Source organism: Bradyrhizobium sp. KZN70725 (assembly GCF_055264925.1).
In genome coordinates, this window is record NZ_JBUYWT010000051.1 from 22406 (window position 1) to 35256 (window position 12851).

Genomic DNA, 12851 nt, shown 5'->3' on the forward strand with positions numbered 1-12851 from the left:
CATGGGTGCAGAGCAGAAGGTTGCCATCGTCACCGGTGCGTCGCAGGGCCTCGGCGAGGCCATCGTCAAGGGCTATCGCGACCGCAACTGGCGCGTCGTCGCCAATTCCCGCAGCATCAAGCCGTCGACCGACAGCGACGTTCTGACCGTCCCCGGCGACATCGGCGATCCCGAAGTTGCCGACCGCATCGTCAAGCAGGCGCTCGGGCGCTTCGGCCGCATCGACACGCTGGTCAACAATGCCGGCATCTTCCTTGCCAAGCCGTTCACCGACTACACCGACCAGGACTACGCGCAGGTGCTCGCGACCAATCTCAACGGCTTCTTCTACATCACCCGCCGCGCCGCCAGGGAGATGGAGAAGCAGGGATCCGGGCACATCGTGCAGATCACGACCAGCCTCGTCGATCACGCCAACAGCAACGTTCCCTCGGTGCTGGCCTCGCTGACCAAGGGCGGCCTGAACGCCGCCACCAAGTCGCTCGCGATCGAATATGCCGCCAAGGGTATCCGCGTGAACGCGGTGGCGCCCGGTGTGATCAAGACCCTGATGCACGCGCCGGCGACGCACGACTTCCTCGCCAAGCTGCATCCGGTCGGACGAATGGGTGAAGCCAAGGACATCGTCGACGCCGTGCTGTTCCTGGAAGGCGCGGGCTTCGTCACCGGCGAGATCCTGCATGTCGACGGCGGCCAGAGCGCCGGTCATTAACGAGCACGATCCGGAGAGTGCCATGCCTATCGTCACCATCCAGGTCACGCGTGAGGGGACGGCGCCGGGGGCGTTGTCTACCACGCCGGAGCAGAAGGCGGCATTGATCAAGGGCGCCAGCGAGCTGCTGCGCGACGTGCTTGGCAAGCCGATGGAGTCGACCTTCGTCATCATCGAAGAAGTCGATACCGATAATTGGGGCTGGGGCGGGCTGCCCGCGCTGGACTATCGCAAGAAGCTCGCTGCCGCTGCGGCGTCCAAATCTTCCCGCTGAAGGCTTTCCCCAAACCGAATGTGCACCTCTCCCGATCGGGAGAGGTGAGCCGTGATCGCTGCGAGCGATTGCTGCGATCGCAACTAATCATTTTTCATGAACGGCCGGAGGGCCTACTGCGATGTCCATGTCAGCCAATGTCGATCATCACAGGCGCCATCATCACGCCGCGCCGGATCGCGATGCGGGCGGGCCGCTGTGGCTGTCCGCGGCCGCGGGGCTCTGCGCCTCGCTGGTCGGGCTCGGACTGGCGCGCTTCGCCTACACACCGTTGATCCCGGCTTTGATCGCCGCAAAGTGGTTCACGCCGGCGGAAGCGGTCTATCTCGGTGCCGCCAACCTTGCCGGCTATCTCGCCGGCGCGCTGCTCGCCCGCGATCTCGGCGCGCGCATCGGCTCGGTGTGGGCGCTGCGCGGCATGATGGTGCTGGCCGCGATCACCTGCTTTGCCTGCGCGGTGCCGATCTCCTTCATCTGGTTCTTCGGTTTTCGCTTTCTCGCCGGCGTCAGTGGCGGCGTGATCATGGTGCTGGCGGCAACGGCGATCCTGCCGCATACCGCACCCAGCAAGCGCGGCCTGATCGGCGGTGTGATCTTCGCCGGTGTTGGCCTCGGCGTCGCCGCGTCCGGAACACTGGTGCCGCTGTTGCTGCAACAGGGCGTCAAGCAGGCCTGGTACGGCCTTGGCGTCCTGTCGGCGGTGCTGACACTGGTCAGCTGGAAGGCGTGGCCCGCCGAAGCTCCCGCCGCACGTGGCGTGGTCGAGCAGCCCGTCGCGTCGCATGGCCTGCGCTCGCCGCTGGTGATCGCGCTCTGCCTGGAATACGGCCTCAACGCGCTGGCGCTGGTGCCGCACATGGTGTTCCTGGTCGATTTCGTCGCCCGCGGGCTTGGGCAGGGGATCGCGGCGGGATCGCATTACTGGGTGCTGTACGGCATTGGCGCCGTGGTCGGACCGTTGCTCACGGGACACCTCGCCGATCGCGCCGGCTTCGCCGCGGCGCTCCGCGCGGCGTTCCTGATCGAGGCGGTTGCGGTGGCGCTGCCGGCCGTGACGACGTCACCGGCAGTGCTGATCGTGTCGAGCCTGATCGTCGGCGGCTTCACGCCCGGCATCGTGCCGCTGGTGATCGGCCGCATCCACGAGCTGATCCCGCATTCCGCGGCGAGCCAGCGTTCAGCCTGGGCGCAGGCCACCACGACCTTCGCACTGTTCCAGGCGGCGGGTGCCTACGGCCTGTCGTATCTGTTCGCGCACAGCGGCGGCGCCTATGCGCTGCTGTTCGTGATCGGCGCGGCCGGAGTGGCCGTCGCGTTAGCGATCGAACTGTTCGGCGTCGTCGGACTGCGGCACAAGTCCGGCTAACCGCGCAGCGCTTTGGTCAAGACCGCGACGAGGCGATCGACATCGGCCTCGTCGTTGAAAACGTGCGGCGAGATCCGCATCCGGCCGAGCCGCAGCGCGACATGGATGTTCTCGGCGGCGAGCCGCGCGATCAGCTCCTTCGGGATGCCGCCGGCCATGCCGAGGCTCAGGATGTGCGGCGCACGTAGGTCGCGCGCCAGCATATCGAGCTTGAGATCACGCACGCCGCCCGCGATCCGCTCGTTGAGCATCGCGAGCCGCGCGCTGACGGCAGCGGCGCCCCATTCCGCCATCATCTCCATGCCGATCGAGGCCATCTCCAGCGTGATGAAATGATCGCGCTCGCCCATGTCGTAACGCGTGGCGTTGTCGACATAGGCGAGATCGCCGAAATAGACCGGATTCTCGGAGTTCACGTTGCGGCGGCCGCTGGAGGTCTGCTCCAGCGGCACGCCGTTCTGGTGGCGTTTTGCAATATAGAGGAAGGCGCGCCCGTAGGGGCCGATCAGCCATTTGTAGGTCGGAAACATCACGGCGTCGGGGTCGAGCCTCGTCACGTCCATCGCCACGACACCCGCACTCTGCGTCGCGTCGATGACGAACATTGCGCCGTGCCGCCGCAGCGCGGCCTGCACCTTGTCGACGTCGATCATGCCGCCGTCCGACCAGTGCACCGAGGAGATCGAGGCGAGGCCGACCGGCGGCGCGCCTGACCGCTCGATCGTTGCCAGCACTGCCGATGTCCAGTCGCCGTCGGCGGGCTGGCGTACGGTGTCGACGACGAACCCCTGCGCCTCGGCGCGGGCGTGCCATTCCAGCACCGGCGAGGAATGGTCGTTCTCCAGCACGATGACGCGTGAGCCGCGCGGAATGCTCAGCGCCTTCGCCACCGACGCGACGCCGTAGCTGATCGCGGGGATCAGCGCGACATCGTCGGGCGCGGCCTTGATCAGGCGGGCGGCCGCGCTACGGGCGCGCTCATGCTGACGGCCGGCAAAGCCTGCATCGATCGTCCAGGGCTGGCCTTTGCGTCCCACCGCCGCGCGGCCGGCCTCGAGCGTCTTCAGCGGCAGCGGGCTGTAGGACGCCGAATTCAGGTAGCAGACCTCGCGTGGAACATCGAACAGATGGCGCTGGGAGGGAAGCATGTCGTCTCGTTTGCTGGAATTTGCGGATCATGACGTGACGCCGAAGAGCGCGCGCTCAGCCGTCATACTGGTCCGGCCCCATCGCCCACGGCGCCTGGTCGTAGCCGTTGGCGAAGGTGCGGTTGGTCTGCGCCGGATTGCGATTGACCAGTGGCCGCAGATACATCGGGTGGGTAGCGCTGCGCACCTCGTGCTCGACGGTGAACAGATGCCGGCCGTCGGCCGGATCGACGATGTCGCAGAAGCGGTACTGGTATTGATTGTCCTCGCGTGAGACCAGATTGCGTTCGCGCAGTCGCCGGTAGGGGCCCGAGAAGTCCGTGATGTAGATCTGGATGTGATGGCCGTCGAATTCGCCCTGCGCAGTGTCGCTCTCGCGGAATTGCAGATACTGATCCTTGCCGACTTTTGCGCGCGCGACGACGTCGTCGCCGTTCACGACGCTGGCGGGGATGCCCATGATCTCAGGATAGAACCGGCTGATCGCCTCAGCCGTGCCGCGCGGCACCTCGAACTCGACATAGGGCATGCCGAGCGCGATGCGCCCGAACCGTTCGGCGTCCGGTTCGAAGCAGCGTAGCCGGTTGCCCCAGGGGCAGGTGGCCTCGACGTGATCGTTGCGCTCGCGATAGCTGAACGCGGTGCCCTCGAGCTTGGGCGCGACCGCGGCGAGCCGCTGCAGCAGGGCCTGCCGCCCGGCGATCACGATGCCGGTGTGGCCGCGCAGCACCTGCTGGCGGCCGCTCGGCAGGTGAAACTGGCTGCGGCCGACATTCACCCACATGTTGCTGTCGGAGACCATCAGATAGGGATCGCGCGTCAGCCCGATGCCGGCGACGTAGAACAGCGTGGCGAGGCGCTGGTCCGGCACCTGCACGTTGACATGTTCGAGATGGATGGCGTTGCCGAGATCTTCTGCGGCGCGGTCGAATGGCTGCTGCACGGCGCGGCTCCCTGGATGCGGTGCCGCGCATGATAGTGCAACGGTGTGGCCGATCCAGCTGACGGGCCATGAATGTTTCGCAGGGCGCTACCCGCCGTAACTCTGCACCAGGCTGCCGGCGACCAGGGCCCAGCCGTCGACCAGCACGAAGAAGATCAGCTTGAACGGCAGCGAGACCACTACCGGCGGCAGCATCATCATGCCCATCGACATCAGGACCGAGGCGACCACGAGGTCGATGATCAAAAACGGCAGGAACAGCAGGAAGCCGATCTCGAAGGCGCGTTTCAGCTCGGAGATCATGAAGGCCGGCACCAGGATGCGCAGCGACATCTCCTCCGGCGTCGCCGGCGGCGGCTCGCCCGAGAGGTCCATGAACAGCTTCAAATCCTTCTCGCGGACGTTCTTCTGCATGAAGCCGCGCAAGGGGACCGAGGCGCGCTGCAACGCGTCCTCAACGCCGATCTGGTTGGCGACCAGCGGCTTGATGCCGTCGTCATAGGATTTCTGCAGCACCGGCCCCATCACGAAGGCGGTGAGGAACATCGCAAGCGCGATCATCACCGAGTTCGGCGGCGCGGTGGCGGTGCCGAGCGCGGTGCGCAGCAGCGACAGCACGACCACGATGCGCGTGAACGACGTCATCATGATCAGGATCGACGGCGCGATCGACAGCACCGTCAGCAGCGCAATCAGCTGGATCGCGCGCTCGGTCACGCCGCCATTGCCGCCGCCGAGATTGATGCTGATATCCTGCGCCACCGCCGGATCAGCGAGGGATCCGGCGGCGATCAGGACAGCGATGAAAAAAACTCTACGCGGGACTGCCCCTGGCCTCACGAAGGATTCTTCGGTCGGCCGAGCAGCGAGGCCATCTCGTCCTCGAGATTTTCGAACCCGCTCTTCTGTCCGCTGGCGGGCGGGGCGGGCGGCTCGCTGCGCTGCGGGCGCGCCGGCGGCGCCTCGGGCGCAACCGGCGGCGCGACGGTCTCGCCGGCGCCGGCCGGGCGGCGCAGCGCCGCTTCGAGCCGTTGCGCCATCTCGGCGAGATTGGCGTCGGCGTTCGATGGAGGCGGCGGAGCCGGAGGCGCCTGCGTTGCAGCCGGCGGCGGTGCCTGGGGAGGCGGTGGCGGCGGCGTCACGGCGCGCTCGGTTGTGCGCAGCGGTGGCGGCGCCTTCGGCGGCTCGGCGGTGCCGCGCGGCGGACGCGGGACGACCGGCTCGGAGCGCGGCGGCAGGCGTGGCGGCATCGGATCGGGCCGCGGCTCGCCGCGTTCGGGCGTGAAGCCCGCGAGCGGATCGCTGCGACGCTCGGCGATCGGCGGCGCGGGCCGGCGCAGCTCGTCGGCGAAGGAGGGCCGTGTCTGACGCGGCGGCAGCTCCGGCTCGGGAAGGTCGAAATTGTCGGAGCGGGCGGCTTCGCTCTCGTTCCAGGCTGCATCCGGAAGCGGCGCCACGCGCGGCGGCGCGGCATCGGCTGCGACCGCGGGGCGGGTCGACATTTGATCGCGCGCGGGCATCGCGCGGACGATATTCGGCTCGACGACGATATCGGTGGGGCCGCCGATCATCAGGAGATGCTCGATGTTGTCGCGGCGGACCAGCACCAGGCGGCGGCGCCCGTCAACGGCGGCAGCGTCGATCACCGCCAGGCGCGGCATGCGCCCGCGGTTGGCGTTGGCCCCGAGGCGGTTTCCGGCGAAGCGGCGGACGAGCCATGCGGTCACGCCGATCAGCGCCAGCACGACAACGAATGCCAAGACGAATGTAATGACCTGCATATTGGAGTCCCCGGCCATCTTGGCCTTCCTCAGCTTTCGCCATCAACGGGCGCGGATTGATAGGTGCGGTTTGCGCAGCGAATCGCGCCCGAGATTCGCCTTATTTCTTAATTCCCAGCGGCTTGCAGCCCACTGTTCTATTAATAAACCAAGAATCGCTTGTCCCAAAACGACTTCTCAGCGCCCCACGCTGTCTTGGTTTGTGCTGGTTAACGCAGCATTCGTGGCGAAAATGCGCTCGCAGGCCGCAGTTGCGGCGTTCTCCACGGATCCGTCCGGCATTTTAACCACCCGTTAACCATACACCGGGCAAATTCTGCCTACCTCGGAAGAGCCCTGAGGTTAACGGAGCCGCGGCGATGGCCATGAACGATCTCCCGATCCTGTCGGCGTTGCGCACCAAGATGCAGTGGCACCAGGAGCGCCAGCGGGTGCTCGCCGAGAACATTTCCAATTCCGACACGCCGAACTTCCGGCCGCGGGACCTGGCCGAGCCGAAGTTCGACCGGGCCGGCGCCACGGTTGGCGGCGGCGTGGGGACGCTGCCGATGATGCAGACCAGCGCTACCCACATGGCGGCGTCCGGCGCGCCCGACAGCTTCGACAACGATCGCGGCAAGAGCGGGTTCCAGACCCGTCCGGCCGGCAACGCGGTCAATCTCGAGGAGCAGATGCTGAAAGTGTCGGCCAACCAGATGGACTATGCGGCCGTCACCTCGCTCTACAGCCGCAGCCTGCATCTGCTGAAGACTGCGATCGGCAAGGGCTAGAGCAAGGGTTAGCCCGCCTGACGGCGGCAGGAGGATCCCATGGCAGATGGAACAAGCGATTTCGCCCGCTCGATGAGCATCGCGACCTCAGGCCTGCGGGCGCAGGCGGGGCGCATGCGGGTGATCTCGGAAAATATCGCCAATGCCGATTCGACGGCGCAGACCGCGGGCGGCGACCCTTACCGCCGCAAGGTGCCGACCTTCTCCTCCACGCTCGATCGCACACTCGACGCCCAGGTCGTGGCGCTGGGCCGGATCCGCCCCGACCAGTCTTCGTTCCGGGTCAAGCACGAGCCGGGCAATCCGGCGGCGGACGCCTCGGGCAACGTCAAATATCCGAACGTCAATGCGATGGTCGAAATGACCGACATGCGCGACGCCCAGCGCTCCTACGAGGCCAACCTCAACATCATCAGCGCGACGCGGCGGATGATCCAGCGCACGCTCGACATCCTCAAGTCCTGACGCAACAAGAACAGGGAACGTAAATCATGGCTTCACCGACAGTCGCCGCCAACGCCTACGCCAATCTCGCCAAGATGATGGAGCGCGGCGGCGCCGAGAAGGCCGGGCAGGCCGTCGCCGGCCCATCCTTCAGCGCGCTGCTGAAGGACTCCGTCGGCAGCGTCCTGGAGGCGGGCAAGAAGTCCGACGCGCAGACCATGGCGATGACCTCGGGCAAGGCGAACGTGATGGATGTGGTGACGGCGGTCGCCGACACCGACGTTGCGGTGTCGACGCTGGTCTCGGTGCGCGACCGCGTGATCCAGGCCTATGAAGACATCATGAAGATGCCGATCTGACGTCGCTTGCGACGTCATCCCGGGGCGATGCGCAGCATCGAGCCTCAGATGTGCAATTGCACATCAAAGATCTCGAGGTTCCGGGTTCGATGCTTTGCATCGCCCCGGAACGACGGTGCAAACAACTGACAGCGAGAACTCAACAATGACCGGCCCCGAAACCCTCGACGTGGCGCGCGATGCGATCTGGACCATCGTGGTGGTGTCGTCGCCCCTGATGGTGGTCGGCCTCGTGGTCGGCGTCGTGGTGTCGCTGTTCCAGGCGCTGACGCAGATCCAGGAGCAGACCCTGATTTTCGTGCCGAAGATCCTCGCGATCTTCGTCACATTGCTGCTGGCGCTGCCGTTCATGGCGGACTCGCTCAGTAGCCACATGATGCGGATTTCATCGCGAATCATCGGCGGTTGATGCACTAATGCCGCAGTCATGCGCATCGATGTCTCCCTGCTGCCGGCGCTGGCCGCGATCTTCGTGCTGGTCTTCGCGCGCGTGGGCGCGATGGTGATGCTGCTGCCCGGTTTCGGCGAGAGCAACATCCCGGCGCGGGTCAAGCTGTCGATCGCGCTATTGCTGACGCTGATCATCCTCCCCCTGCATCGCAACGCCTATCATGTCGACCTGACGTCGATCTCCTCGCTCGGCGTCCTGATGGTGCATGAGCTCATCATCGGCATCGTGCTCGGCGCGACCGCGCGGGTGACGCTGTCGGCGCTCAACGTCGCGGGCTCCGTGATCGCGCAGCAGCTCGGCCTCGGCTTCGTCACCGCGGTCGATCCGACCCAGGGGCAGCAGGGCCAGATTATCGGCAACTTCCTCACCATCCTCGGCCTCACGCTGCTGTTTGCGACCGACAGCCACTATCTCGTCATTGCGGCGCTGAGCGAGAGCTACCGCATTTTCTCGCCGGGCGAGATCATGCCGACCGGCGATGTCGCAGCGCTTGCGACCTCGGCCTTCTCCGCCGCCTTCAAGATCGGCCTGCAGCTGTCCGCGCCGTTCCTGGTGTTCGGCCTGGTCTTCAACATCGGGCTTGGCGTGCTGGCGCGGCTGATGCCGCAGATGCAGGTCTATTTCGTCGGCGTGCCGCTCTCGATCATGGTCGGGTTCCTGATCTTCGGCGTCGTGCTCGCCGCGATGATGAACACCTATCTCGACTATTTCCTCGGCGTCATGCGCCAGCTCGCTCCGATGAATTAGGGGGAGAAGCAGTGGCGGACGATACCGAAGACAAAACAGAAGACCCTACGCAAAAACGTCTCGATGAAGCCCTCGAGAAAGGTGACGTTGCCAAGAGCCAGGAGGTCAATACCTGGTTCGTGATCGCCGGCGGCACCTTGGTGCTGTCGACCTTCTCGGGCTCGATCGGCAGCGGCATCTTGATGCCGCTGCGCAACCTGATCGCTAGTTCATGGATGATCCGCACCGACGGCGCCGGCCTGCTGGCGCTGACCCAGTCGCTCGGCTACGCGGTGGTCGCCGCGATCGGCGTGCCGTTCCTGTTGCTGGCGCTGGCCGCGATCGCGGGCAACATGGTGCAGCATCAGCTGGTGTGGTCGGGCGAGCAGCTGAAGCCGAAATTCTCCAAGATCTCGCCGGCTGCCGGCTTCAAGCGGCTGTTCGGCAAGCAGGCGGTGGCGAATTTCCTGAAGGGCCTGTTCAAGCTGATTGCGCTCGGCGCCGTGATGGTCGCGGTGCTGTGGCCCGACCGGATGCGGATGGAATCCTTCCTGCGGGTCGATCCGGCCGAGCTACTGCCCGCCATCACCGGCATGACGGTGCACCTGTTGGCGGCGGTGGTCGCCATCCTCGCTGCGGTCGCGATCGCCGATTACTTCTTCCAGTACCGGACCTGGTACGAGCGTCACAAGATGTCGCTGCAGGAGATGAAGGAGGAGTTCAAGCAGTCGGAAGGCGACCCGCACGTCAAGGGCAGGATCAAGCAATTGCGGGTCCAGCGCGCCAAGAAGCGCATGATGGCCCAGGTTCCGAAGGCCTCGGTGATCATCACCAACCCGACCCACTATTCGGTGGCGCTGGCCTACGACCGCAGCATGTCGGCGCCGATCTGCGTCGCCAAGGGCGTCGACAATCTTGCCTTCAAGATCCGGGAGATCGCCAAGGAGCACGACATTCCGATCGTGGAGAACGTGGCGCTGGCCCGGGCGCTCTATGCGACGGTCGAGCTCGACCGGGAGATCCCGGTCGAGCACTATCACGCGGTTGCCGAAATCATCGGCTACGTGATGCGGCTGAGGCGCGGCCTGTCCGGCCTGCGGCAGTAAGGGGCGGAAAACCCGCTTGAAATGCGCGTAACTTGCGAAATTGCCGCCTGTTGGACTTGCGTTTTCGGGTCCGATTCAGGCACTCAGGGGCGAGGTGGCCGGCCGGTCGCCTTCGTGATGCAGACGAGCCATGTCTCTCCAGATGACCGCCGATAGCAACGATCCTTCCGTGACCGAGCCTTTCGTGGCCCACGGGCCAGCGCGGCGGAACGGCAGCATCCTGCTGGTGGTCCTGATCGCCGCCGGCATCGTCGCGGTGGCGGTCTGGCTGATGACCATCGGCCGCACCGAGGCGCAGCCCTATATTCTCGGCGTGCTGGCGCTGCTCGCCACCGTCGGGCTGTTCAACCTGTTCGCCCTTGCCGCCGGCATCATCCGCTTCTCCGACCGCGCCACCGATGATCCGGTGATGGCGCGGATCGCCGACCAGGCCCAGGAAGGGCTCGTCGTCACCGACTCCCGCGGCCACGTGGTCTATTCCAACGCCGCCTATCTCACGCTGACCGGCGCGGCCGGGCCGCAGGAGGTCCGTCCGGTCGAGCGCGTCTTCATCGGCAACCCCGACGTCTCCGAGGCCGTGTTCCGCCTTTTGAAGGCTGCGCGCGAGGGCAAGCGGCAGCAGGAGGAGGTCCGCCTCGCCGGTCACGAGGCCGGCCAGGGCCGCTGGCTGCGCCTGCGGGTACGCCCGCTCGGCGAGGGCAAGCGCGATGCGAAATATGCGGTTTGGTCGATCGCCGACGTCACCCGCGACCGCGAGCGCCAGGAAGACGTGTTCCAGGAGCTGCGGCACGCGATCGAATATCTCGATCACGCGCCATGCGGCTTCTTCTCGGTCAATCCGGCCGGCGAGATCGCCTATGTCAACGCCACGCTGGCCAACTGGCTGGACTACGATCTGGCCGAGATCGGCTCGGGCGGCCTGAAACTGACCGACATCGTCTCGGGCGACGGCGCGGCGCTGTTGACCTCGATTGCGGCGGTGCCGGGCGAGGTCAAGACCGAGGTGTTCGACATCGACCTGCGGATGCGCGGCGGCAAGACCGTGCCGGTGCGGCTCTATCACAAGCTCGCTTTCGGCTCCGACGGCGCGGCGGGCGCCTCGCGCACGCTGGTAATTAGCCGCGCCCGCGACGAGCATTCCGATCCGGAGCGCGCCGCCGAGGTGCGCTTCATGCGCTTCTTCGACCATACGCCGATGGCGATCGCGACCGTCGATCGCGGCGGCAATGTGGTCGGCGCCAATGCGCGCTATGCCAAGCTGGCGCAGGGCCTGAACGGCGACGGCGGCGCCGCCAAGTCGATCTTCCGCGCCGTCAATCCGCGCGACCGCGGCCTGCTGATCGCCGCGATCAACCAGGCGGCCGAGGGCCAGGGCGACATCGCGCCGGTCGAGGTGATGCTCGACGGGCCCAAGGAGCGCTTTGCCCAGTTCTTCGTCACCACCGTCGAGAAGGACGAGCGCGACGCCGAGACCGCGATCGTCTACATGCTCGAAACCACCGAGCGGCGCGCGCTGGAAAACCAGATCAACCAGTCGCAGAAGATGGAGATGGTCGGCCAGCTCGCCGGCGGCATCGCGCACGACTTCAACAACGTGCTGTCGGCCATCATGATGGCCAACGACTTCCTGCTGAACGCGCACAAGCCGACCGACCCGTCGTTCCAGGACATCATGCAGATCAAGCAGAACGCCACCCGCGCCGCGACGCTGGTGCGGCAGCTGCTTGCATTCTCGCGCCGCCAGACGCTGCGGCCGCAGGTGCTCGATCTCGGCGATGCATTGAGCGACCTCACCATGCTGCTGCGCCGGCTGATCGGCGAGAAGGTCAAGCTCGACCTCGTGCATGGCCGCGACCTGTGGCCGGTGAAGGTCGACGTCTCGCAGTTCGAGCAGGTGGTGGTCAATCTCGCGGTCAACGCGCGCGATGCGATGCCCGACGGCGGCAAGCTGATCATCCGCACCGCCAATGTACCGACCGAGGAGGCCGCCCAGCTCGCCAACAAGGGCATGCCGGCGGCGGACTATGTGAAGATCGAGATCGCCGACACCGGCACCGGCATTCCGGCCGAGATCATCGACAAGATCTTCGAGCCGTTCTTCTCGACCAAGGAAGTCGGCAAGGGCACCGGCCTCGGCCTGTCCACGGTCTACGGCATCGTCAAGCAGACCGGCGGCTTCGTCTATGTCGATTCCGTGCCGGCCGGCGGCACCACGTTCCGGATCTATTTGCCGCGGCATCGCCAGGAGCAGGAGGTCGCACCTGAGGCCCAGGCCGGCAACGGTGCGGCCATGGAAACCGCCGCCGCCACGGAAGCCGCCAAGCCGAAGCCGGATCTGACCGGGCAGGGCACCATCCTGCTGGTCGAGGACGAGGACGGCCTGCGCTCGCTCAATGCGCGCGGCCTGCGTTCGCGCGGCTACAGCGTGATCGAGGCGGCGAACGGCGTCGAGGCGCTGGAAGCGTTCGAGGAGAAGAACGGCGCTGTCGATCTCGTCGTCTCCGACGTCGTGATGCCGGAGATGGACGGCCCGACGCTGCTGAAGGAAATGCGCAGCCGCAACGCGGAGCTGAAGATCATCTTCGTCTCAGGCTATGCCGAGGACGCCTTCGAGAAGAGCCTGCCGGAGAACCAGCAGTTCGCGTTCCTGCCGAAACCCTTCACGTTGACGCAGCTGGTCGCCGCGGTGAAGGAAACCATGACGGCGAACTAGCCGGTTGCCGCGGCAACCGGCTTTACTTCTCGCAAGTGCGAGGCGAAATTCCGCGGTA

Annotated in this window: 14 protein-coding genes; 10 read left to right on the forward strand and 4 right to left on the reverse strand. The window is 66.1% G+C overall.

Annotation, left to right across the window (positions count from 1 at the left end; translation table 11 throughout):
* The first annotated feature begins 1 nt into the window (after position 1).
* The 3 genes from ACZBJS_RS32935 (at position 2) to ACZBJS_RS32945 (ending at position 2352) form a co-directional block, all read left to right on the forward strand.
* Positions 2-712, forward strand: a complete 711-nt coding sequence (locus ACZBJS_RS32935) for an SDR family NAD(P)-dependent oxidoreductase (RefSeq protein ID WP_316397381.1) — start codon at positions 2-4, stop codon at positions 710-712.
* Between the two features lie 22 nt (positions 713-734).
* Complete coding sequence (locus ACZBJS_RS32940; protein WP_316397380.1) at positions 735-986, forward strand: tautomerase family protein; 252 nt, start codon at positions 735-737, stop codon at positions 984-986.
* Between the two features lie 121 nt (positions 987-1107).
* Positions 1108-2352, forward strand: a complete 1245-nt coding sequence (locus tag ACZBJS_RS32945; protein ID WP_316397379.1) for a YbfB/YjiJ family MFS transporter — start codon at positions 1108-1110, stop codon at positions 2350-2352.
* Here the strand turns inward: ACZBJS_RS32945 and ACZBJS_RS32950 are convergent.
* The 4 genes from ACZBJS_RS32950 to ACZBJS_RS32965 all read right to left on the reverse strand — a co-directional run bounded on the left by ACZBJS_RS32950 (position 2349) and on the right by ACZBJS_RS32965 (position 6224).
* The gene (locus ACZBJS_RS32950) at positions 2349-3500 is read right to left on the reverse strand and encodes an aminotransferase class V-fold PLP-dependent enzyme (protein ID WP_316397378.1); all 1152 of its coding nucleotides are present in this window, start codon (positions 3498-3500) and stop codon (positions 2349-2351) included. The two genes, ACZBJS_RS32945 and ACZBJS_RS32950, sit on opposite strands and share 4 nt — an antisense overlap.
* Positions 3501-3555: 55 nt before the next feature.
* Positions 3556-4443, reverse strand: a complete 888-nt coding sequence (locus ACZBJS_RS32955; protein WP_316397377.1) for a hypothetical protein — start codon at positions 4441-4443, stop codon at positions 3556-3558.
* An 87-nt stretch (positions 4444-4530) separates the two neighbouring features.
* A complete protein-coding gene (gene fliP, locus ACZBJS_RS32960; RefSeq protein WP_253607883.1) occupies positions 4531-5283 on the reverse strand; it encodes a flagellar type III secretion system pore protein FliP in 753 nt (250 codons plus the stop codon).
* Positions 5280-6224 (reverse strand): flagellar biosynthetic protein FliO, encoded by a 945-nt coding sequence (locus tag ACZBJS_RS32965; protein WP_316397376.1) that lies wholly within the window; start codon positions 6222-6224, stop codon positions 5280-5282. Before ACZBJS_RS32965 ends, fliP begins: the two co-directional genes overlap by 4 nt.
* 359 nt (positions 6225-6583) lie before the next feature.
* On the opposite strand from ACZBJS_RS32965, the gene flgB reads away from it, so the two are divergent.
* From flgB to cckA, 7 genes are all read left to right on the forward strand, one after another.
* Positions 6584-6994 carry a flagellar basal body rod protein FlgB gene (gene flgB, locus ACZBJS_RS32970; RefSeq protein WP_076825629.1) on the forward strand — a complete coding sequence of 137 codons (411 nt, stop codon included), beginning with the start codon at positions 6584-6586 and terminating at the stop codon, positions 6992-6994.
* Positions 6995-7033: 39 nt separating this feature from the next.
* On the forward strand, positions 7034-7459 hold the full coding sequence (flgC, locus tag ACZBJS_RS32975; RefSeq protein ID WP_018272466.1) for a flagellar basal body rod protein FlgC: 426 nt from the start codon (positions 7034-7036) through the stop codon (positions 7457-7459).
* 26 nt (positions 7460-7485) lie between these two features.
* The gene (gene fliE / locus ACZBJS_RS32980) at positions 7486-7797 is read left to right on the forward strand and encodes a flagellar hook-basal body complex protein FliE (protein WP_057018333.1); all 312 of its coding nucleotides are present in this window, start codon (positions 7486-7488) and stop codon (positions 7795-7797) included.
* Between the two features lie 145 nt (positions 7798-7942).
* Positions 7943-8206 (forward strand): flagellar biosynthesis protein FliQ, encoded by a 264-nt coding sequence (gene fliQ, locus ACZBJS_RS32985; protein WP_016844766.1) that lies wholly within the window; start codon positions 7943-7945, stop codon positions 8204-8206.
* 18 nt (positions 8207-8224) lie between these two features.
* Complete coding sequence (gene fliR, locus ACZBJS_RS32990; protein WP_016844767.1) at positions 8225-8995, forward strand: flagellar biosynthetic protein FliR; 771 nt, start codon at positions 8225-8227, stop codon at positions 8993-8995.
* Between the two features lie 11 nt (positions 8996-9006).
* Entirely contained in the window at positions 9007-10080 is a 1074-nt protein-coding gene (gene flhB, locus ACZBJS_RS32995; protein WP_316397375.1) for a flagellar biosynthesis protein FlhB, read from the forward strand.
* Positions 10081-10222: 142 nt separating this feature from the next.
* Positions 10223-12793: a cell cycle histidine kinase CckA gene (cckA, locus tag ACZBJS_RS33000; protein WP_316397434.1), complete on the forward strand. Its 2571-nt coding sequence runs from the start codon at positions 10223-10225 to the stop codon at positions 12791-12793.
* Positions 12794-12851: the final 58 nt, after the last annotated feature.

What these genes read in the sequence shown, in the direction of transcription:
- ACZBJS_RS32935 (WP_316397381.1), top strand. Translation starts at nt 2, where the DNA reads ATGGGTGCAGAGCAGAAGGTTGCCATCGTCACCGGTGCGTCGCAGGGC.
- ACZBJS_RS32940 (WP_316397380.1), top strand. Translation starts at nt 735, where the DNA reads ATGCCTATCGTCACCATCCAGGTCACGCGTGAGGGGACGGCGCCGGGG.
- ACZBJS_RS32945 (WP_316397379.1), top strand. Translation starts at nt 1,108, where the DNA reads ATGTCCATGTCAGCCAATGTCGATCATCACAGGCGCCATCATCACGCC.
- ACZBJS_RS32950 (WP_316397378.1), bottom strand. Translation starts at nt 3,500, where the DNA reads ATGCTTCCCTCCCAGCGCCATCTGTTCGATGTTCCACGCGAGGTCTGC.
- ACZBJS_RS32965 (WP_316397376.1), bottom strand. Translation starts at nt 6,224, where the DNA reads ATGCAGGTCATTACATTCGTCTTGGCATTCGTTGTCGTGCTGGCGCTG.
- flgB (WP_076825629.1), top strand. Translation starts at nt 6,584, where the DNA reads ATGGCCATGAACGATCTCCCGATCCTGTCGGCGTTGCGCACCAAGATG.
- flgC (WP_018272466.1), top strand. Translation starts at nt 7,034, where the DNA reads ATGGCAGATGGAACAAGCGATTTCGCCCGCTCGATGAGCATCGCGACC.
- fliE (WP_057018333.1), top strand. Translation starts at nt 7,486, where the DNA reads ATGGCTTCACCGACAGTCGCCGCCAACGCCTACGCCAATCTCGCCAAG.
- fliQ (WP_016844766.1), top strand. Translation starts at nt 7,943, where the DNA reads ATGACCGGCCCCGAAACCCTCGACGTGGCGCGCGATGCGATCTGGACC.
- fliR (WP_016844767.1), top strand. Translation starts at nt 8,225, where the DNA reads ATGCGCATCGATGTCTCCCTGCTGCCGGCGCTGGCCGCGATCTTCGTG.
- cckA (WP_316397434.1), top strand. Translation starts at nt 10,223, where the DNA reads ATGACCGCCGATAGCAACGATCCTTCCGTGACCGAGCCTTTCGTGGCC.